This is a genomic window from Bacteroidota bacterium (assembly GCA_037133915.1).
Classification (GTDB): domain Bacteria; phylum Bacteroidota; class Bacteroidia; order Bacteroidales; family CAIWKO01; genus JBAXND01.
This window is the reverse complement of record JBAXND010000012.1, coordinates 72101-93335: the sequence shown is the minus strand read 5'-3', so window position 1 is coordinate 93335 and position 21235 is coordinate 72101. Positions and strand designations below refer to the sequence as shown.

Annotated in this window: 14 protein-coding genes; 7 read left to right on the top strand and 7 right to left on the bottom strand. The window is 42.9% G+C overall.

Going from position 1 to position 21235, the window contains the following annotated elements:
• The 5 genes from WCM76_06140 to WCM76_06120 all read left to right on the top strand — a co-directional run.
• Nucleotides 1–6479: Ig-like domain-containing protein (locus WCM76_06140; protein MEI6765203.1), on the top strand; the 6479-nt coding region annotated here is incomplete at its 5' end.
• Nucleotides 6480–6497: 18 nt separating this feature from the next.
• Nucleotides 6498–7457 (top strand): type IX secretion system membrane protein PorP/SprF, encoded by a 960-nt coding sequence (locus WCM76_06135; GenBank protein ID MEI6765202.1) that lies wholly within the window; start codon nt 6498–6500, stop codon nt 7455–7457.
• A gap of 18 nt (nt 7458–7475) precedes the next feature.
• Complete coding sequence (locus tag WCM76_06130; protein MEI6765201.1) at nt 7476–9698, top strand: OmpA family protein; 2223 nt, start codon at nt 7476–7478, stop codon at nt 9696–9698.
• A gap of 50 nt (nt 9699–9748) precedes the next feature.
• A complete protein-coding gene (locus WCM76_06125; protein ID MEI6765200.1) occupies nt 9749–10321 on the top strand; it encodes an NAD(P)H-dependent oxidoreductase in 573 nt (190 codons plus the stop codon).
• A gap of 61 nt (nt 10322–10382) precedes the next feature.
• Entirely contained in the window at nt 10383–12242 is a 1860-nt protein-coding gene (locus WCM76_06120) for a hypothetical protein (protein MEI6765199.1), read from the top strand.
• A gap of 34 nt (nt 12243–12276) precedes the next feature.
• Here WCM76_06120 and WCM76_06115 read toward each other — a convergent pair whose 3' ends face one another.
• From WCM76_06115 to WCM76_06085, 7 genes are all read right to left on the bottom strand, one after another.
• On the bottom strand, nt 12277–12894 hold the full coding sequence (locus tag WCM76_06115) for a redox-sensing transcriptional repressor Rex (protein MEI6765198.1): 618 nt from the start codon (nt 12892–12894) through the stop codon (nt 12277–12279).
• Between the two features lie 171 nt (nt 12895–13065).
• Nucleotides 13066–13545 carry a hydrogenase maturation protease gene (locus WCM76_06110; protein ID MEI6765197.1) on the bottom strand — a complete coding sequence of 160 codons (480 nt, stop codon included), beginning with the start codon at nt 13543–13545 and terminating at the stop codon, nt 13066–13068.
• Nucleotides 13542–13997, bottom strand: a complete 456-nt coding sequence (locus tag WCM76_06105; protein ID MEI6765196.1) for a hydrogenase maturation protease — start codon at nt 13995–13997, stop codon at nt 13542–13544. Before WCM76_06105 ends, WCM76_06110 begins: the two co-directional genes overlap by 4 nt.
• Nucleotides 13998–14068: 71 nt before the next feature.
• Nucleotides 14069–15520 (bottom strand): Ni/Fe hydrogenase subunit alpha, encoded by a 1452-nt coding sequence (locus WCM76_06100; GenBank protein ID MEI6765195.1) that lies wholly within the window; start codon nt 15518–15520, stop codon nt 14069–14071.
• A gap of 18 nt (nt 15521–15538) precedes the next feature.
• Nucleotides 15539–16090, bottom strand: coding sequence for an NADP oxidoreductase (locus tag WCM76_06095; protein MEI6765194.1), 552 nt, complete (start codon nt 16088–16090; stop codon nt 15539–15541).
• A gap of 14 nt (nt 16091–16104) precedes the next feature.
• On the bottom strand, nt 16105–16815 hold the full coding sequence (locus WCM76_06090; protein MEI6765193.1) for a 2Fe-2S iron-sulfur cluster-binding protein: 711 nt from the start codon (nt 16813–16815) through the stop codon (nt 16105–16107).
• Between the two features lie 35 nt (nt 16816–16850).
• Nucleotides 16851–18650, bottom strand: coding sequence for an NAD(P)H-dependent oxidoreductase subunit E (locus WCM76_06085; protein MEI6765192.1), 1800 nt, complete (start codon nt 18648–18650; stop codon nt 16851–16853).
• Nucleotides 18651–18966: 316 nt separating this feature from the next.
• Here WCM76_06085 and WCM76_06080 point away from each other — a divergent pair, with 316 nt between their 5' ends.
• Nucleotides 18967–19827 carry a hypothetical protein gene (locus WCM76_06080; protein ID MEI6765191.1) on the top strand — a complete coding sequence of 287 codons (861 nt, stop codon included), beginning with the start codon at nt 18967–18969 and terminating at the stop codon, nt 19825–19827.
• 229 nt (nt 19828–20056) lie between these two features.
• Nucleotides 20057–21229 carry an ATP-binding protein gene (locus tag WCM76_06075; protein MEI6765190.1) on the top strand — a complete coding sequence of 391 codons (1173 nt, stop codon included), beginning with the start codon at nt 20057–20059 and terminating at the stop codon, nt 21227–21229.
• Nucleotides 21230–21235: the final 6 nt, after the last annotated feature.

The following is a 21235-nucleotide window of genomic DNA, read 5'->3' as shown; positions in this document are numbered from 1 at the left end:
ACAATTGCGGCATCAAAACACTGACCTTCGCATTATCAGGCGCAACAAGCGGTTCAGGCACTTCGCTCAATAATATCACCTTCAACAAAGGCACTACAACAGTTACATGGATAGCCGTTGATTCTGCCAATAATTCGGTTAATTGCAGTTTTAGTGTTCAGGTAAACGATAATACAAATCCTGTTATAATATGTCCTGCGAATGTGGTATTACATTCTGCGCCGGGAGCTTGTTCGCTCGCATCTGTTTCTGTAAATCTTGGTACACCATCAGTGTATGATAATTGTGGCGTAGCAGGTATAGTTAATAATGCGCCGGCAATAAGTTATCCTGTTGGGTTGTCGTATATAAACTGGACGGTTACCGACGGTTCCGGAAATAGTACTTCATGTCAACAGATAGTCACAATTTTGGGCGTTCCAATGGCGGTGAATGATTCGGCTGTTACAAATGAAGATACTTCTCACTTGATTAATGTTTTGTTGAATGATCTGGATTGTGATCATAATTACGGGGCTTCATCAGTTAATGTGCTGGCGAATCCGTCACACGGTAATGCAATCGTCAATCCGATAAATGGAATGATTACTTATTTCCCAAATCCAAACTATAATGGGAATGATCAGTTTACTTATGGATTCTGTGATTCAAGCGGATTTTGTACTCAGGCGATTGTTTATATTGTTGTTCTTGCCGTTAATGATTCACCTGTTACTGTAAATGAGTATCTAACAACATTCGAAGATGCCTCGGCACTCGGTTCCGTTTTAGTGAATGGGGATTATGATCCGGATGGAACTGCGCTGGATGCTCTTACAATTCCTGTTGATGGTCCCGGTTACGGCAGTATCACTATTTACCCTACCGGCGTCTTTATATACACTCCGGCTAACAATTACAATGGTATGGATACAGTTGTTGTCAGCATTTGTGATCAGGGAATTCCATTTCCTTCTTCATGCAGCAATGATAGTATTTTTATTCTGGTTAACCCTGTAAATGATGCTCCTGTTACTTTTGATGAAGCTATTGTTGTTCCTGAAGATTCACTATTTTCGGGTAACGTACTACTGAACGCCGACTTTGATCCGGATGGAACTTCTCTAACTGTGAATCAGGCACCTTTGGCGGGTCCCTCTCATGGTAGTATTATTATTGACAGCCTGGGAAATTATACGTATACGCCATTCCCCGGATATAATGGTTCTGATCAGGTTGTCGTGAGCATTTGCGATCATGGAGTTCCAATGCCTTCTGCATGTTCCAATGATATTATTATTATTGATGTGATTCCAAAAAATGACGCACCTGTTACATTCAATGAATATATTGTTACAACTGAAGATGTTTCTTATACGGGATCTGTTTTAAACAATGGTGATATTGATCCTGATGGAACAACACTCAGTGTGGCAACTTTGCCAGTTAGTGGACCGGCGCATGGAACTATTATTGTTCATCCTAATGGTGTATTCACATACACTCCGGGCATAAATTATTACGGTCAGGATATGGTTGTGTTAAGTGTTTGCGATGGCGGAATTCCCTTGCCTGCTGCATGTTCTAACGATACATTGTTTATTTCTATTACACCGGTAAATGATCCACCCGTAACTTTCAATGAGCATTTATTCACTAATGAGGACACTCCTTTCATCGGCAATATGCTGGCAAATGGCGATTATGATATTGAGGGCACACCGCTGGGTGTCATTATTTATCCTGTCATGGGTCCATTGCATGGAAGTGTGAATATCAGTAATAACGGGCAGTTTACTTATTCACCGGGGCTTAATTATAATGGTCAGGATATTTTTGTTGTGAACGTTTGTGATTATGGAATCCCGCTTCCATCGGCTTGTTCCTATGATACTGTATTTATTGGTGTCAATGCAGTGAATGATTCGCCGATAACATTTAATGAGCATCTATTGCTTTTAGAGGACACGCCGTTCACGGGTTCTGTATTATCAAATGGTGACTTTGATCCTGATGGAACAAACCTGATTGTTTCAACATCACCGATTAGTGGACCGGCGCACGGAACAATAATTATCAGTCCGAACGGCGCATTTATTTATACACCAACCCCCAATTATTTTGGTCAGGAAATGGTTGTGTTAAGTGTTTGCGATGGCGGAATTCCCTTGCCTGCAGCCTGTTCTAACGATACATTATTTCTTACGATTAACCCCGTTAATGATGTGCCTGTTACCGTAAATGAACACGTTATTATTGCTGAAAATACGAGCTATTCCGGTAGTATTTTAAATGGTGATTTAGATCCTGATGGAACAGCATTGGCAGCGACGACAATGCCTCTCTACGGTCCTGCACATGGGAGTGTTGGAATTAGTCCGGGTGGTATTGTGACCTATATTCCTGCTGCATATTTTAATGGCTTCGATACTGTTGTAATTTCACTTTGTGATGGCGGAATTCCGCTGCCGGCTGCTTGTGCAAGCGATACTTTGTTTATCACGGTAACACCTGTAAATTCTGAGCCGGTTATCTACAATGAGCATCTGTTGATGTGTGCAGATGGTTTTTATTCTGGAAATGTTCTGGCAAATGGTGATTGGGATCCTGAAGGTACGCAGCTTACTGCCGTAATTTCTCCGGTGTTCGGGCCACTTCACGGACAGTTTATTTTAAGTAACAATGGTGATTTTTCATATCAACCCACTGTCGGATTTTATGGAATGGATACGGTTGTAATTGGTATTTATGATGCCGGTGTTCCGCTACCACCTGCAGTTAACAATGATACTGTTTTCGTAAGGGTGAATCAGGCAATTGTTGCTGATGGCGGTCCGTCTCAGCAATGGTGTAATGCGGTAAATACATTTCTTGTCGGTAATTTTCCTTCAGGAACAAATGGCTCATGGTCGCAGCTGTCAGGTCCAAATACTGTTCAAATCAGTCCACATAACGCTCCAATAGCAGGAGTTTCCGGTCTGATTGGTGGAACCTACAAATTTATTTATACGCTCACGACAGTTTATCCTTCCGGTAATTGTTTTTCGACAGATACCCTTATTGTCATAAACAATAATTTGCCATCCGTATCATATGCCGGGCCTGATCAAATTATTTGTGTTCAAAACGGAAATACTGCATCAACTGTGATTAATGGAAATATTCCTGCATTTGGACATGGCTACTGGGAGCAGGTTATCGGACCAACAGTGGCTGTTTTTAGTGATTCCCTTAGTAACAACTGTACTATTTCCAATCTTGTGACAGGCGATTATGGATTCAATTGGGTTATTGAAAATGGTATGTGCGCTGCCAATTATGATTATGTTCATATTCATGTAAATGCTGCTCCCATGGTTGACGCCGGACTTGATGGTCAGACGTGTCAGGCAATTCCGTTTATGCTGTCGGGTGCATCAGCATCAAATTGTCAATCCTTACACTGGACTACATCAGGGAATGGTATTTTCTCAAATCCTACCAATAAGAATCCTGTATATTACCCAAGTCTAACTGATGCTCTGGCAGGTGTAATTGTACTGACACTTGTAGGCGAGGCGGAGCCATCATGCAGCGATGTTGTGGATACGATGATACTCACTGTAACGCAAAATCCACCGCTTATTTGCCCATACAATATATCCGTCAGCACTGATTCGGGAATATGCAGCGCTTATGTGAATGTGCCTGCTTTAAATCTCACGTCAGGAATTGGTTGCGTAACAAATGTTCAGAATAATATTAATGGAACTGATGATGCAAGCGGTATTTATCTTTTAGGAACAACCAGTGTTGTCTGGACTGTGACTTATGCGAACGGCAGCACGACAAATTGTACACAAACAATCACCGTTATTGACAGCATTCCACCGTCTTTGTCATGCGGTGGTAATATCAGCGTAAATCTTGTTTCAGGATGTGATGCGACAGTTTGGGTGCCCAATGTAAATAGTTACGATAACTGCACTTTGAGCAATCTTACCTGGACGATTACGGGCGCAACGGTTGCGGCATCTTCATTAACAGGTATCAACCAGATTGGTTCCCGTATATTCAATCATGGATTATCGGATGTTACTTTCATCGCTTCTGATTTGATGGGAAATTCTGCAACGTGCAGCCTGACTGTGAATGTAATTGACACCATTGTCCCCACAATTGTTTGTCCACCTACCATAATAACTGCAACAACTCCGGGGGCATGCTCTGCAAACGGTGTTATTCTTGCAAATCCGCTGGTGAATGATAATTGCAATACAACAATTCTGACCAGCACTGCACCTTCAGTATTTCCGTTGGATTCAACCATTGTTATTTATACTGTGTTGGATAGTTCTGGAAATACGTCGTCGTGCAGCCAGTTGGTAATTGTGAATGCAGCGCCATTTGCCGCGACTGATTTTGCCACAACGGATGAAGATACACCCGTAGTTATTGATATTCTTGCGAATGATAGTGATTGCGATAGCAACCTCAATCCGGGAAGTGTTGTTATTAGTGTTTCTCCGATACACGGCACTGTTACTGTGGATACAAATACAGGTGCTGTAGCTTTCACTCCGGATTCAAATTTCTATGATACCGATCAGTTTGATTATTTGGTCTGCGATTTTACCGGCTTGTGCTCTAATGCGGTAGTGTATATAAACATTAACCCGATTAATGATGCTCCTGTTGTTGGAGATTCCCTGGTGAACGTGTCGGAAGACAGCACAATCACGATATGTCTGCCTGTGACTGACCCTGATGGTCCGCTGCCATTAATTTTTTCAGGAATCAGTTGCATCTCAAACGGAAATGCTTCTGCTATTCTCAATTCAGGAACGATTTGCATTACTTATACACCCATACAAAATTATTCTGGTTCAGACACCGTTTGTGTTACTGTATGTGACAGCCTGGGACTATGTGATATAGGAATGTTGATAATAAATATTCTTCCGGTCAATGATCCGCCATTCATTCACGATACTCTCGTGAATCTGGAGCAGGATAGTATGCTGTTTATTTGTCTTCCGATTACTGATGTGGATGGCGATATGCCATATTCTATTAGTGGGCTCGGATGTATTGATAACGGAGATGGATACGTTTTTGCAAATCTTCAGGAAGCATGCATTGTATATATTCCCGATTCCGGTTTTGTCGGGATGGATACCGTATGTTTTGTTGTGTGCGATTTAGCGGGAGCGTGCAGCAATGCTTACGTGTATATCAATGTGTACCCTAATCCGTCACAACCGGTGATTGGTCTGGCTAAATTGGCCGGAGTTCCTCAATACCAGCCTGACGGCAGCTATAATCTTACCTTTTTGTTTAAAGTAGCAAATCTTGGAAACAGACCCTTGTATAACATTCAGCTTACTGATAATTTAAGAAAAACGTTTCCCTGCCCGGTAGATTTTACACTAAATGCGCCTCCTTCAGTTACCGGACAATTGGTGCAAAATTGCTTTTATAATGGGATATCGGATACCAACTTATTGGTAAGTGCCGCTAGTTCCTTGTTGCCGGGGCAAACGGAAACAATATTGATATTTTTAAACATCGTACCAAAAGGTTCATTCGGCCCATTCTTGAATACTGCACTTGTAAAAGCAGCTGATACGAGTGGATTAATTGCATGGGATGTTTCAAACAAAGGAACTGAAGTAGACCCTGATGGTGATGGAAACCCGAATGAAAACGGTGAGAATAACCCGACACCGGTGTTTCTGCCGCCCAACGCGGCAGTTGGTCTTGCCAAGGCTGTTTCTGAAATGACGCAATTAGATAATGGCAGTTATAATGTAACGTATGTGATTACCGTCCAAAATCTGTATCTTGATTCATTGAATCACATTCAGGTAGTGGATGACCTGGACGCGACCTTCCCGTCGCCCGTTGTTTTCAGCATGGTAAATCCTGCAGCTGCGAATAGCACATTAACTGCAAATACATCTTTTAACGGAAAATCCGAAATCAATCTGCTAGTGCCTGAAGCTAGTTTTCTGGAGGGCGGACAATCGGGAACCATCACATTCACCGTGAATATTAGCTTTGCAGGAGAGTCTCAGATTTTTTATAATTCTGCTTTTGGCTCAGCAGTGGGACCAGTAGCAATGATTGTCTCTGATTCTTCTACCAACGGCTACATTGCCGATCCCAATGGAAACAGTAATCCGGCAGATCCGGGCGAGAATGAACCAACACCACTATTGCTCTCACCGTCCAATGTTTTTATACCTGATGGTTTTTCACCCGATGGCGATGGCGTCAATGACTATTTTGTAATTCCCGGTATTGAAAGATTTCCTGATTGCAGGCTTGCAATTTTTAACCGTTGGGGCAACAAAGTGTTTTCAAAAATGGCTTATGATAACAGTTGGCATGGTGAACCCAATGTCGGCACTTTTGAGTTAGGCCGCGATAAGGTTCCGCAGGGAACATATTATTACATCCTTGAATTTAATAAGGATAATCTGAAATCTGCAACTGGATTCATTGTAATAAAGTATTAATTATAAACTGCCGAGATTATGACACAAACAACCATTTCGAAAGCTGCTAAAGTAGTACTCACAATCGTGTTATTCGGTGTTTTCCCTAAAGTGAATGCCCAGTATGACGCGATGTTCACACAGTATATGTTCAACGAAATGTTCATCAATCCTGCCTTTGCCGGCTCAAAAGAAGCACTTGCCGTGAGCTTGCATCACAGACAGCAATGGGTTGGTTTCGCAGGGCGTCCTGTTACAACAACATTTACCGCGCATATGCCTTTGTTCAGAAATACCATGGGCGTTGGCCTGTGCTTTCTGAGCGAAAAGCTTGGTGTATTGAGCCGCAATCTTATTTATGCAAATTATGCCTATCGGGTTCGGCTCAGCGGAAAAAGTTACCTGACTTTTGGAGTGATGGGGGGTGCTCATCTGCAATCCGAAAAACTCGCCGCAATAAACACTGTGGAGCCCGGCGACCCAAATTTCTCGGTAAATACCCCAACTGTAATTACACCTAATTTTGGTTTTGGTATAATGTACACAACTGAAAAGTTTTATGCCGGAATCTCCGTACCACGCCTGCTTGATGATAATATTAAAGTTAGCAGCGATGGGACGATTTTGGGCAATAATAAAGTTGTACTCAATAAATTCCATTATTATGCCACAATAGGTAAGGTTTTCGTGCTTGGCCCAAACCTGAAAATTGTTCCGCAATTGATGCTCAAAGCGGTAAGCAATGCTCCATTTCAGTTTGATGTAAATGTTAACGCCCTGATGAAAGAGCGTCTGTGGTTGGGCCTTTCATACAGAAGCAGGGCCGATATTTCAGGTCTGGCGGGGGTGTATATTACCCCTCAACTACTGTTGACATATTCCTATGATTACCCGTTAACCATATTGCACGATTATACATCAGGTTCGCATGAGATAGGAATTTCTTACACCTTTCGGTTCAAAGGAAAAAAAGTTGTGAGCCCCCGGTATTTTTTGTAAAATTATTGATGACGAATTATGAAAAAAGCATGGACAGTTGTGGTAATTATTGCGATGAGTTTTATCCATCAAAATTCTCTTGTAGCTCAATCGGCAAGCCTGGTTAAGGCGAATAAGCTGTTTGCTTTGCTGGCTTATTCAGAGGCAATTCCTCTCTATGAAAAAGTACTCAAGCACGACACGCTTAATGTTGAAGCCTTGGTGAATCTTGGTGAATGTTATCGCATGACGAACAATGTTCCGGGACAATTAACAGTGTATGGGAAAATTGTTGCGTCCGGTATTGGAAAACCAATTCATTCTTTTTATTATGCTCAAGCACTTATGCAATGCGGAAATTATGCAAAAGCAACATTTTATCTGGCACATTATAATGCTGATGAACGGGGCGAAACTTTTTTGAAGGCCATTAATAATCTAAATAAATATTTCAGAGACAGTGCCTGCTATTCCGTAAAACGAATGCCGTTCAACTCCGGTCAAAATGATTTTTCACCGGTAATATGGCAAGGCAACAAAGTGGTTTATACTTCATCAAGGATTCGCAATGGTGCTGTGAATTTCACTTATCCGTGGACTGAGCAGAGTTTTTTTCACGTATATATCACTTCTAAAAAGGAAAATGGCTCTTACTCACGGCCGCATAGATTTGCTCCTGATCTTGAAACGCGATTTAATGACGGTCCTGTTTGTTTTACCCACGATGAAAAAAGACTGTACGTTACAAGAAATGCAGTAATCAATAACAAAGCTCTCAGAGCTGACGACGGTCAGGTGAAACTTCGCTTATACCGGGCTGCAATCAACGGAAAAGGCAGTGGATACAGTGCAATGGGTGAGTTTGAATATAACGGGGCACAATTTAATGTTGCCCATCCCGCAATAAGTGCCGATGGCAAAAAACTGTACTTCTCATCAGATATGCCGGGTGGTTTTGGTGGCATGGATCTCTACGTTTGTTCGGCTGAGGGCGAATTGTGGGGCAATCCGAAAAATCTGGGTGAACGCGTAAACTCAAAGGGTAATGAATTATTTCCCACAATAAATGGGAATGAATGTCTTTATTTTTCTTCAAATGGTCGCGAAGGAATTGGTGGTCTCGATATTTTTGAAATTAAGGTGGATACTTTTGGCATGCCTTCCGGTAGTGCATTCAATGTGGGTGTACCGCTCAATAGCTCTGGCGATGATTTCGGCCTTACATTTGACTCAGATAATAAATCTGGATACTTTACCTCTAACCGTTTTAATCCGGATGGTAACGATGACATTTATGCATTCACCCAATTGAAAACGGTTAAAAGAACAATCACGATTAAAGGATTTGCAATTGACAGCCTTAGCAGAATGGTGCTTCCGGGCGCCACAATTTCTATTATCATGAATGCAAAGGACACGCTTTCATCAGTTATTACTGATGAGCAGGGCAGGTTCTCATTTGAAGCCGAATATGAAAAGGAATATGCTATTCTGGCTGAAAAGGATAAATATATTGGTGGAAGTATGGTCGTTTCCACTTCAAATACTGATGCGGCTGAAATTAATACTGAAGTGCTGCTGTTAGCTGAACCGCTGATTACACTTACCCTCCTTATCGTGGACGCTGCAACTCAGGCGCCTCTTTCTGATGTATCGCTTACTATTATGGATAAATCAAACGGGGTTGTTGAGCATGTTAACACTTCTGCTGACGGCACTTTTAGGCGATTGCTATGGGATAAAAAAGTGGGCGATAGCATCAGCCTTGCACTTAGCTTTTCGAAAGACGGATACATTAACAGGGGCAGTACTTTTCATTACCGTATTCCACGACCCGGGAATATTAAAACTACGGAGCTGTTGAATAAATTTGAACTCGGCCTCGATTTAGCAAAAGTGATTCAGTTAAATCCAATTTATTTTGATTTAGGAAAATCAAATATTCGGCCGGATGCTTCATTAGAATTAGATAAAGTAGTTCAGATTATGAAAGAAAACCCAACAATCGTTATAGAGCTTGGTTCTCATACTGACTGTCGTGGAACTGCTGCAGCAAATATGAGTCTGTCCGATAAACGGGCAAAAGCATCCGTAGCCTACATCGTTTCAAAAGGAATAGAACAAACGAGGATATCCGGAAAAGGCTACGGCGAAAGCAAACCTGTGAATAAATGTGAATGCGAAGGTGGACGGATTGTACCATGCACCGAGCAAGAACACCAGCGTAATCGCCGTACTGAATTTCTGATTGTAAAATATTGATATAAATCCTTAATGATTGTTCGTTGAGCCATTATTCGTAATTTTGCGCAATGGCACACATCGCAATTATCTCACCAAGTCTGCGAATCGGCAGGCTGAGTCACCGGGCGGCATTATATTTTAAATCTTATTTGGAAGATAATAATCTCGCTTCTGCGGAAATTATAGATTTGAAGGAATATAATTTCCCGCTTTTTACCGAAAGGTTGAAATTTACTCAAGAACCTATTGCGTCTGCTATTGAATTCTCAGATAAAATCAAATCTGCTGATGCTGTCATCATTGTTACACCTGAGTATAATGGAGGTTATCCTGCCTCTTTAAAAAATGCTATTGATTTGTTGTACGAAGAATGGTATCATAAACCTGTTGCTGTTTCTACCGTTTCCAGCGGAAATTTTGGTGGAGTGCAGGTTATCATGCAGCTGCAATTCATTTTATGGAAGATGAAAGCATTTACTGTACCTGCTGTGTTTCCTGTTCCGAACATTGGCGATGTGCTTGATGAAAAGGGTATGCCAACTGATAAGGCTGCATTTGACAGGCGTGCCGCATCTTTTCTGAAAGAACTCATTTGGTTTACAGAAGCAACCGATTGTATGAAAATAAAGAAGAATTCTTAAATTTGAACGCCGACTTTTTACTGTAAACAATTTAGATTGGAAATTAAAACCTTCTAATGCCATGAATATTCTGATAAAGAACACAATTAAAGCTGCGATAATATTGCTGTTGTTATGGCAACTGCCGTTCTCAGCAAATGCACAGGGTGTATCAATAAATAATAGTGGGGCAACACCCGATACTTCTGCAATTCTTGATATAAGCTCTACCGTTAAAGGAATGCTGGTTCCGCGCATGACAACCGCTCAGCGAAATGCTATTTTTTCTCCGGCTGACGGGCTTATGATTTTTAATATTGATTGTGGCGAATTTCAGTACCGTATTTCCTCAGGCTGGATAAGTATAATCGGAAGTTCATCGATAGGTCAGCCGGGAGCTATTGTCGGACCGGCATTTGCATGCAGTGGTCAGAGCGGTGTTTCATATCATATTGCCCCGGTTTCGGGGGCCACCTCATATATATGGACCATCCCGTCTGGTGCGACGATTGTCAGCGGTCTGGGAACTGATTCGATAACTGTGAATTTCGGTACCAGCGCGGGTTTTATAAGTGTCAGGGCCAGCAATGGATGTAGCACAAGCCCATCAAGCGACCTCGATGTAAATGTAACAATCACACCAACCGTGCCCGGCGCTATTAGCGGTTCTGCCGCCGTTTGCACTGCGCAATCGGGTTCTGTCTATTCCATTAGTCCTGTATTAGGCGCTGTATCTTATCTATGGACACTGCCTGCGGGCTCAACGGTTACATCAGGTGCCGGCACTAACAGTATTACAGTTACATTTGGCAGTACTTCTGGCAATATCACAGTTGCAACTGTGAATCCTTGTGGCACCAGCGGCGTATCAACACTTCCGGTAACGGTAACTTCTGTTCCGGCTTCACCGGGTTCTATTACAGGAAATACAAATCCAAATCTGAATCAGAGTGGTGTTGCATATTCTATTGCTGCTGTTGCCGGCGCTACAGGCTATACCTGGACGGTTCCTTCGGGCTCCACTATAACGGCAGGGCAGGGTACAACAGGAATTACCGTTACTTTTGGCACAAGCTCGGGAAGTATCTGCGTGACTGCTGATAACAGCTGTGGGTCTGGCACTGCATCTTGTATGGCCGTATCTGTTGGCTGTTTTGTAACCGGAAGTCAGACCTTCACTTATACCGGTTCGATACAAACATTTACAGTGCCTGCTTGTGTGACCTCCGTTACTATTGAAGCGTGGGGCGCCGAAGGTGGACGCGGAAAACAATATACAACGTCATACTACAGTACGGGCGTTCCCGGCAAAGGTGCGCGCATGAAAGGCACGTTCACGGTTACACCCGGAGAGACAATAAAAGTACTTGTTGGGCAAAAAGGTGGCGAGAAAATTGTGTCCAACCAACTTGGCGGTGGGGGCGGAGGAGGCTCTTTCGTTACCCGGAATAACAATATTGCCATGCTGATTGCTGGTGGTGGCGGTGGAAGCGGTCGCTACGATGGTGATAACGGTGCTGATGGTACAACTGCATCTTCAGGGACTGCCGGTAATGGCAGTAATGGTGGTGCCGGTGGTACCGGTGGAAATGGCGGAATAACACCATCATGTAGTTATGCAGGTGGCTCCGGAGCCGGTTATACCGGAAATGGTCAGAACCATGGCGGGTCAGATGCACAAGCATTTGTAAATGGAGGCGCGGGCGCTTCCGCAGGAACAAGCTGGAGCGACGGAAATACCGGCGGATTTGGTGGCGGCGGTGGTACGGGTCCTCATGGGGGTGCTGGCGGCGGTGGCTACTCAGGTGGCGGCGGTGGTGGCGACATCAATTGCGGTGGCAACGGCGGTGGCGGCGGTGGCGGCTCTTACAATGGAGGAACTGCACAGTCAAATTCGTCGGGAATACAAACCGGCAACGGTCAGGTTATTATTACCTGGTAATAACAGGAAACTACTCAATTATTGTTGGGATGAATTAATCCCTTTTTGCGAAGTATGCTACCTTTTCAAGCGAAGTAATCATGTCATATTCTTCAAGATACACTTCGGGGCAATTCAGCGAGTAAGACGAGAAATTCAGAATACCCTTTATTCCTGACGCAAGAATCTTTTCGGCAACGGTTCGCGCACTGGCGCCAGGTACGGTAATAATGCCAATAGAAACATTCTCCTGTTTCAATATTTCATCTACTCTGTCAAAATCATAGCACATTACACCGTGATACTCTTTATTCGTTTTTTCGGGATTCGTATCGAAAGCTGCAACAATAGTGAGCTTCGTCCGCTTTCCTGAAAAATAATTTATCAACGCACGTCCAAGATTTCCGAGCCCGAATATTGCTACACGCTGCCCTTCCAACGTATCCAGAACCTGCCCGATTTTTTCAATGAGATTGGTCACGTCATATCCTTTACGCAACGTGCCGGTATAACCGATAAGCATCAGGTCACGCCTAACCTGAACCGGAGTAATATGCAGCAGGGCTGCAATCTCGTGCGAAAAAATATGTTCTTTACCACTCAGCAAACTATTTAGTAGCGCCCTACGATATTTACTTAAACGCTCAACTGTTTTATCGGGTAACCGTTCCATAATGCTTTTTTTCTTTTGGAATTCACTTGAAGGCACTCTGAATGTGTTGCCATTTCCAATGCTTAACCACAAAAATAACACTTTTTCCTTCAGAAAAGAAAATATTGTTAATTATTTCACAGTAAAAATAGATACTCTTCTTTCTTGGTGGAAAGCCTTTGTCCGGCGGTGTTATTTACCCAGCAATTCTTTTATCATGGCCAGCACTTCCGTTTTTGTTTCTTCGTAATTGGCGGCAAGTTCTGGTGTGAATTCTTCACCAAAAACACGGTCTTCAACAATCTCAACAGCTATGATGTCTATCTTGTCTGAAATATAGATATCGAGGCTTTCTGCCATTTTAAGCGCGGTAAGAAAGGAAATGTCGTGGAGATTTGAAATATGGGATGTTTCTTTGAAGTTGGCAGGCGTGAGATGATATACAGCACCCGGTATTCCCCCTCGTGTCATGATGGCATCGATGATAATGATTCGGCTGTAATCACGCATCATCTCTATGAGTTCCATTCCACCAAGAGCGGCTGTATCATAATCAAAATCAGGGTATGGATAGCGTTCGGCAACAACACGCATTAACTTTGGTCCTACGCCGTCATCCATTAAAATGTCGTTCCCCAGACCAAGTACAAGTGTTTTATTGTTTCCACTCATCTGCGGGCCTCCAGTACTTTAGTTTTGATGAATTCAACGGCGGCAAAAAGATTTGTTTCTGCAGCGGGTGTCATCGGCAATCCAAGTTCCCATTCATAACCTTTGATGTGGATAAGATAAGTTTCAGGCTGTTTTTTGAATAATTTATTGCTCAAATCGAGCACATATGCAGGTGATACAGCGTGCATTGTAAATTCAACGGTTGCATCATCAGGTTTTACTTCGGTGCAGATAAAACGGTCGATTTCTTCAATGGTAGCATCAATAAAAATTACAAGATCATGATTCGATACTATTTCGGCATCTTCAATATTTAGCTGGTAATTGCTTTCAAGGGTAATATCCGTGAGGTTTTCCTTATGTATCCAAACGTCAAGCAGGTCTATGGCTGAAATGCCGAGGTCATCGTCCTGACGGCCCGGGTTACCGTATCCGTATAGCAGAATTTTCATTGTGTATCGCCTTCCTTAAAAATCAAGTCCCCGCCTTGTAGGGCAGGGACCTGATCTTGATAATTACTTGATTACTTTGATTCGTACTGGCTAAGCACGTTGTTATTGCTGTCAACCATTTTGATATCAAGAGGCATTTTGCCCAATGCATGTGTTGCGCAGCTTAAACACGGGTCATACGCCCTGATGGCGACTTCCACTGCATTTTTCATGCCTTCGGTTATTTCTTTCTGACCTGTCATCATCTTCACTGCCACATCATTCACAGCCCTGTTCATAGGCTCGTTGTTGTTGGTAGTGGATACGATGAGGTTTGCCATTATAATCTGATCGTCTTCGTTAATCCTGTAATGATGGAACAGCGTACCGCGCGGTGCTTCAATCAAACCAACGCCTTCCATTTGTTTGGTGCCTTTGGTTACGAGGTCGTCCTTCTGCAGATCAGAATCGTTCAGCAGCATTTTAATCATTTCTGCCGAATGCAGTAACTCGATGAGGCGTGCCCAGTGCATGTGCATGCTCATATGATTCGGTTTGCCGCCGGTATATGCTTTGTATATCTCAAATTCTTTCTGAGCGAGTGGCGTAGGAATAAAATCACAGGTATTCAAACGTGCCAGAGGACCAACAGTGTACCAGCCTTCTTCTTTACCAATGGAGGTAAGGAAGGGGAATTTCATATAACTCCATGAACGAACTTCTTCGTTGATGTATTTATAATATTCCTGATAATCAACATCGTTTAATATCTTTTTGCCATCTTTATCAACGGCACGAAGTACGCCATGATACAGGTCCATAGCACCGTCTTTGCGAACAAGGCTCAGGTGGCTTGAGGGGAACACCGCAAAATTATCAATGAAGGCCTGATTGGCTTTGTGATATCCTTTGAAGAGTTCAACTGCAGCAAGCGCCCAGTCAACCATTTTATCAATGTTCATTGGGCCTGCTCCATTCAGGAAATGGTCGCGTTCGGCAATGCTGAGGTTTTTATTAATCCCGCCGGGGATGGCACCGGTACCATGAATTTTTTTACCTGCGGTAGCGGCAATAATTTCCTGTCCGTATTTGCGCATCATAACACCTTGAACTGCGAGGTCGGGGTGTTTCATGGCAACGCCTATAACGTTTCTCATTACGGGGTCGCTGTCATATCCGAACAACAGGTCGGGTGATGCAAGGTGGAAGAAATGCAGTGCATGGCTCTGGAACATTTGTCCATAGTGCATCAGGCGGCGCATTTTTTCGCCGGTAGGAGTGAGTCCGTCGCCGGTTCCGGCGCCAACAATTACGTCAAGTGCTTTGGCTGCAGCCAAATGATGACTTACGGGGCATATGCCGCAGAGGCGCTGTACCAGTACGGGGGCTTCCCAGTAGGGGCGACCTTGTACGAAACGCTCAAATCCCCTGAATTCAACAATGTGAAGCCTGGTTTGTGTAACATTCAATTTATCATCCATGTGGATGGTAACCTTGCCATGTCCTTCAACGCGGGTTACGGGTTCTATGGTTATTTTGCTCATTGCGTTCAGTTTTTAAGATTAATCGAATTTGATGACTTCGTAAGGCAGATTCATTTCATTGCCGGTAAGTAAGGCATAGAGTGCTTCCCAGATAAGTTCTGCTCTCGGTGCACATCCCGGTAGGAAATAATCAATCTTCACAATTTCATGACAAGGATACACTTTATCCAGAATCATCGGAAGTTCTTCATCATTCGGCATGATGTTGTCGGGGTTACAGATACCGGTTGTTGGTCCGCCAAGGTATGCTTCATCCAAACATTCTTTGATGGGAATTCCGTTCCTGAGTGCGGGAAGTCCGCCCATGATGGCACATTCACCAACAGAAATCAGGATATCGCAGTTCTCACGGAACTTAATCAGTGTTTCGATGTTTTCGCTGTTGCAGCATCCGCCTTCAATCAGACCAACATTACACCTTTTGGTAAATGTCTTTATGTCATCAATAGGAGATTTATTGAACTCAACTAGCTCAATAAGTTGTAAGATCTTCTCGTCAATGTCAAGTAACGACATGTGGCAGCCGAAGCATCCTGCCAGCGAAGTTGTAGCGACTATAGCTTTGCTCATTATGTTGTCTCCTATTATTTATTATCTTTTAGAAACTCGGTTCCGATAGGCTCTTTATCGAATTTACGCTGACCTATGGGAACATCAAATCCTTTTTCCTTGCGCAGTATGGCTCCCACCGGGCAACCGTCCATAGCAGCCTGTGCAAGTTCGTTGCTCATTCCGGCAGCCAGTTCGTGGTCGATGTGGATTTCAAGTTTGTTACCGCGTTTGTAGAAGGCAAAATAGCTGCGTCCCTGATCATCTTTGATGGAGCGGATGCATTTTTTACATTGTATGCACCTGTTGCGGTCAAGGTAAATCTTAGGTGTAGTAGCATCTACTTCGCGCATCGGGAAATTATATTCAAACTGGGGAACCATCATCTGATAACGGTATCCCATAGCCTGAAGTTCACAATTGCCGCTCTTTTCGCATGCAGGGCAAAAATGATTGCCTTCAACAAATAAAAGCTCGGTAATCATCTTACGCATAGCTTCCAGCTGCGGTGTTTCATTCTCAACCACGGCACCGTTCATGTCGGCTGTTACCGGGGTTGTGCAGGCTGCAACCGATCGTCCGTTCACTTTAACGGTGCAGATACGGCATGAACCGGCAGGTATAACGTCTTTCATGTGGCACAGATACGGGATAAAAATTCCGTTCAGCATGGCTGCCTTCCAAAGGTCAAGACCTTCTTCAGCGATGCATTCTTTGCCGTCTATCGTGAATTTAACTTTGCTCATATTTTGTGTTTTATCTGAGTTCTTGAATGATCGGATTAATGAACGTTTACTTCTCTTTTTACAACTGCACATGAATCTTTGCAGGCGGCAGCAAGGTCAAACTCATACACGCCGTTCTTTGATTCTTTTGTGAGTGCTTCATATTTTTCCCTGAAGTTCTCAATTGTTGTAAGTATAGGATTGGCGGCAGTTTGCCCAAGACCGCAACGATTCAGTTCTTTCATCATTCTGCCGAGTGCCGTTAGCTCATCAATTTCTGAAGTGAGGGCTTTGCCCGCAATTACTTTTTCGAGTTTTTTCTTCATTACAGGAGTAAGTGCACGGCATGGTACGCATGAGCCGCATGATTCGTCAACAAAGAAATCCATGAAGTTCAGTACTACGTCTTTCAGCAGGTCGCGTTTTTTCCCGATTACAATCATCGAACCGCCTGTAGGCAAATCTTCGTTGGCAATTTTACGGTCAAACATTTTTGGCGAAATGCAGAGTCCTGAAGGACCCGCCACCTGAAGTGCCTGTACATCTTCTGCACCGCACATCTCGAGCATTTCTTTTATAGTCATTCCCCATTCAATTTCATACACACCGGGGAATTTGCAGTCGCCGGAGATGCTGAGCACCTTGGTTCCGCTTGATTGTTCCGTACCAAAACCTTTGTACCAGCCGGCGCCTTTTTCAATGATGCGTACAACAGAGCAAAGTGTTTCCACATTGTTCACAACGGTCGGTTGCATTTTGTATCCTTTCTGTACCGGGAATGGCGGGCGATTCCGTGGTTCGCCGCGTTTGCCTTCAGCTGATTCTATCAGCGCTGATTCCTCACCGCAAATATAAGCGCCTGCGCCCATCTGGATGCGGATATCGAAATCAAACCCTTTGTTTCCGGCGATATCTTTGCCAAGAAGGTTTTTTGCACGCATTCCTGCAAGAACTTTCTCAAGATTTTCTTTCATGTATGTGTATTCGGCGCGCAGATAAAGGATGCCTTGCTTTGCACCAATAGCATAGGCAGCAAGTGCCATACCTTCAAACACCATATGGGGAAGTTCGGTAAGCAGCACGCGGTCTTTGAATGTTCCGGGTTCGCCTTCGTCTGCATTGCACAACACAACTTTGTTTCCTTCATTCTTTGAGCAGAACTCCCATTTGTACCCTGTCGGGAAACCCGCGCCGCCGCGTCCGCGAATGGCTGAGTCCTTCACTTCGGCAATTGCCTGGTCGGGAGTAAGAGTATTGAGTTTTTTGAGGGCGTTACCGCTGGTATAATCCGAAAAGATGACCGGACCTTTTTTCATGATGTTGTTATTCACCATGCTTTTCATTTCTGCGTTGGCACCATCGCCAAAGGCAGTCACCAGCTCGTTTGCCGATTTACCTGCGCGGAATCCGGCAACCAGTTCTTTTACCTTGTTTTCGGTAAGCCTGGTAAATACTACACCATTGATAATGGCAGCAGGTTCCTGATCGTTCATGCCTATGCAGGCAGTATCGAACAGACCAATCAGTCCGTCGGTAGTTACTTTACCGAAGGCTGTACCGCATTCCTTTTCAAAGGCTTTAGCAATAGCGTCTCTGCCCATCATTCCGGCAACAGCACTGTTGTTAAGATATACAGTGTATTTGCCCGACGGCTTGCAGGTGAAGAAATGGTAGAACGATGATGTTTGTTCAACATCCACTCTGGACATTTTCAGTTCCTTTGAAATGATACCGATAGCTTCAGCGGGCACGAACCTGAGTTGGTTTTGTACATCTGTAAGGATGTCCATCAGGCGGTCCGGATTGTTCGCGTATTTTCCGGTAATTTCTTTAACAGAATTCTCGATTTGGCTCATTTTTCCTCCGCGATGTTTATATGTTTTTCTTATTTGTTATTTCAATAACAGCGACGGCAAAAATATACATATTTTTCTGATTGGCGAGGTGGAATTAAAATATTTTACGGGTCAGCTCATGAGAAAGGTCTGTACATTGGAGTTGCACGGAGTGAATAGTTTGCTTTCGGTGTGACAAAAATCAATAACAGCTTGTTTTTATTTGGCGGTATTGTAAAGCAGTCATGTTTTGTATATATTTGAAAATAAAATAATAGGGCAGTAATTATTGATTGGGTTATTTTAAATGAGCTTGAACTTTTTAAAAAGTAACATCGTGCAGAAACAGTCAATATTTCGCTATTTCAGAAAAATTGCAGTTTTTTTAATTGCGGGTACAGTATTGATAATAATTTCTTTAGAGAGTCTGAAAACAATTCAGTCTGATTCCGGGTTGACCTATGAACGCTATGAAGCGTTTTTACATATAATTTCTGATACTTCCCGATTTGTTGTTGTACCGCTTAAACAGCTGAATAGTACTTATGCACCCGGTAAAGTTGTGATAGCTATCAAGCATGATGTTGATGCAGATTTGGAAAGGGCTCTTTATATGGCAACTCTTGAGTACGCGCATCATATCCGTGGATCTTACTATATCTTACATACGTCGGATTATTATCTTGAAAACGCTGATAATAAGATTGTCCATAATGAAGCGATTGTTCCGGTGCTTCAAAGAATCCAAAGCTACGGACACGAGATTGGCTGGCATAATGATCTGGTAACACTTGATGTGATATACAAACAAGATGCTGTAGAATTCTTGCGTTCTGAACTGACCTGGCTAAGGAGCCATGGTATCCATATTGTAGGCACATCGGCCCACGGGAGTATTTTCAGTCCAAAGTACGGTTATAACAATTATTATTTCTGGAATGAATGTAAAACCAGAACTACACCAGACCGCCCCAATAATGATTTTATCATTATGAATTCTGATACTGTTGTGATGAAACATGCTGCAATGAAAGATTTTGGGCTTACCTATGAAGCATATTTTCTGGATCATAACAAGGATTACAATGATATTGACCATGTAATGCCTGATTGTATGATTCATCCCGATCAAATGCTCTCCGGCCAACGCATTATCATTCTGATTCATCCACAATACTGGCATTATTTTGAAGAATAATTCATTAGTTATTTTATCAAATTATACAATGTTAATAAATAGTAAATAAAAAGTTAATGCAAATTTGTAAAAATTAGTAAATCAATTAAATAAATAAAATTGAAAAAAATATCATCCATGAAAATCACTAAGTCAACATAGCGATTTTCATGGATAAAAAAATAAATAAACCATGAAAAAAAGTATGTGCGCATAGCGATTTTCATGGAAAAATGATTATCTTTGTGGCATGATTCCACGAAATACCATAAAGGAAATATCCAAATGGCTGAAGGAATTTCCATGTGTTGCCATACTGGGAGCACGGCAAAGCGGCAAAACCACGCTTGCCAAAACCATTATGAAGCAGCGACGTAACAAGTGTATTTATCTTGATCTGGAATACCCTTCGCACTGGCAGCGCCTGAATGCTGATGCTGAACTTTACCTGAAAGCTCATTCAGATAAACTCATTATCATTGACGAAATTCAGCGAATGCCACAGCTATATCCTTTGCTCAGGGCTTTAATTGATGATAAGCGCCGCAACGGGCGTTTTCTGATACTTGGTTCTTCGAGTCCGTTTCTTGTAAAAGGAGTTTCAGAATCACTTACAGGAAGAATTGCTTTTGTTGAGCTGCCGGGTATTACCATTTCTGAAGCGGCCGATTCCGGAATATCCATCATTGAACATTGGATCAGAGGGGGCTTCCCGTTGCCACTTACGGCAACGAACCGGGAAAAACGTACAAAATGGTTTGCTGATTTTACCAAAACCTATATTGAACATGAAATGCCTGAGCTGTTCGGTACCGGATTCTCATCACATATTATCCGGAACTACTGGCAGATGCTCGCAGCAAATAACGGTGGCCTTTGGAATAAAGAAATGTATGCACGTTCATTGGGAATCTCTATTCCTACAGTGAACCGCTATTTGTACTATATGGAAGGCGCATTTCTGGTTACACGCTTGATGCCATGGGCATCAAACCTGAATAAGCGTCTGGTAAAATCGCCCAAGCTGTACCTCAATGATACCGGCATTCTGCATTATCTGAACCGGATTGCTGATTATGATGATTTACTTGGACACCCTATTGCAGGACTATCGTGGGAAGGTTATGTGATTGAACAGATACGGTACGCAAAAAAGCCGCATATTGACCTGTACTATTACCGCACGCACCAAGGTGCTGAGATTGATTTACTTCTTGTAAAAGGGACAAGACCGGTGGCCGCCATTGAAATTAAAATGTCACTGGCACCGAGTATTGCAAAGGGTTTTTATCAGAGCATTGATGACCTGAAAACCCCCAGGAACTTTGTAATTATTCCCTTCGGAGATCCTTACCGGCAGCGCGAAAATGTATGGTGCTACTGTCTATTGGATTTTATTAAAAAGGTGTTACCCGGATTATAAAAAAAG

Bases quoted from the DNA above. Each gene is read 5' to 3' on its own strand.
- WCM76_06105 (MEI6765196.1), bottom strand. From the start codon at position 13,997: ATGAAAATTCTGCTATACGGATACGGTAACCCGGGCCGTCAGGACGAT.
- WCM76_06120 (MEI6765199.1), top strand. From the start codon at position 10,383: ATGAATATTCTGATAAAGAACACAATTAAAGCTGCGATAATATTGCTG.
- WCM76_06125 (MEI6765200.1), top strand. From the start codon at position 9,749: ATGGCACACATCGCAATTATCTCACCAAGTCTGCGAATCGGCAGGCTG.
- WCM76_06135 (MEI6765202.1), top strand. From the start codon at position 6,498: ATGACACAAACAACCATTTCGAAAGCTGCTAAAGTAGTACTCACAATC.
- WCM76_06130 (MEI6765201.1), top strand. From the start codon at position 7,476: ATGAAAAAAGCATGGACAGTTGTGGTAATTATTGCGATGAGTTTTATC.
- WCM76_06115 (MEI6765198.1), bottom strand. From the start codon at position 12,894: ATGGAACGGTTACCCGATAAAACAGTTGAGCGTTTAAGTAAATATCGT.
- WCM76_06085 (MEI6765192.1), bottom strand. From the start codon at position 18,650: ATGAGCCAAATCGAGAATTCTGTTAAAGAAATTACCGGAAAATACGCG.
- WCM76_06100 (MEI6765195.1), bottom strand. From the start codon at position 15,520: ATGAGCAAAATAACCATAGAACCCGTAACCCGCGTTGAAGGACATGGC.
- WCM76_06110 (MEI6765197.1), bottom strand. From the start codon at position 13,545: ATGAGTGGAAACAATAAAACACTTGTACTTGGTCTGGGGAACGACATT.
- WCM76_06095 (MEI6765194.1), bottom strand. From the start codon at position 16,090: ATGAGCAAAGCTATAGTCGCTACAACTTCGCTGGCAGGATGCTTCGGC.
- WCM76_06075 (MEI6765190.1), top strand. From the start codon at position 20,057: ATGATTCCACGAAATACCATAAAGGAAATATCCAAATGGCTGAAGGAA.
- WCM76_06090 (MEI6765193.1), bottom strand. From the start codon at position 16,815: ATGAGCAAAGTTAAATTCACGATAGACGGCAAAGAATGCATCGCTGAA.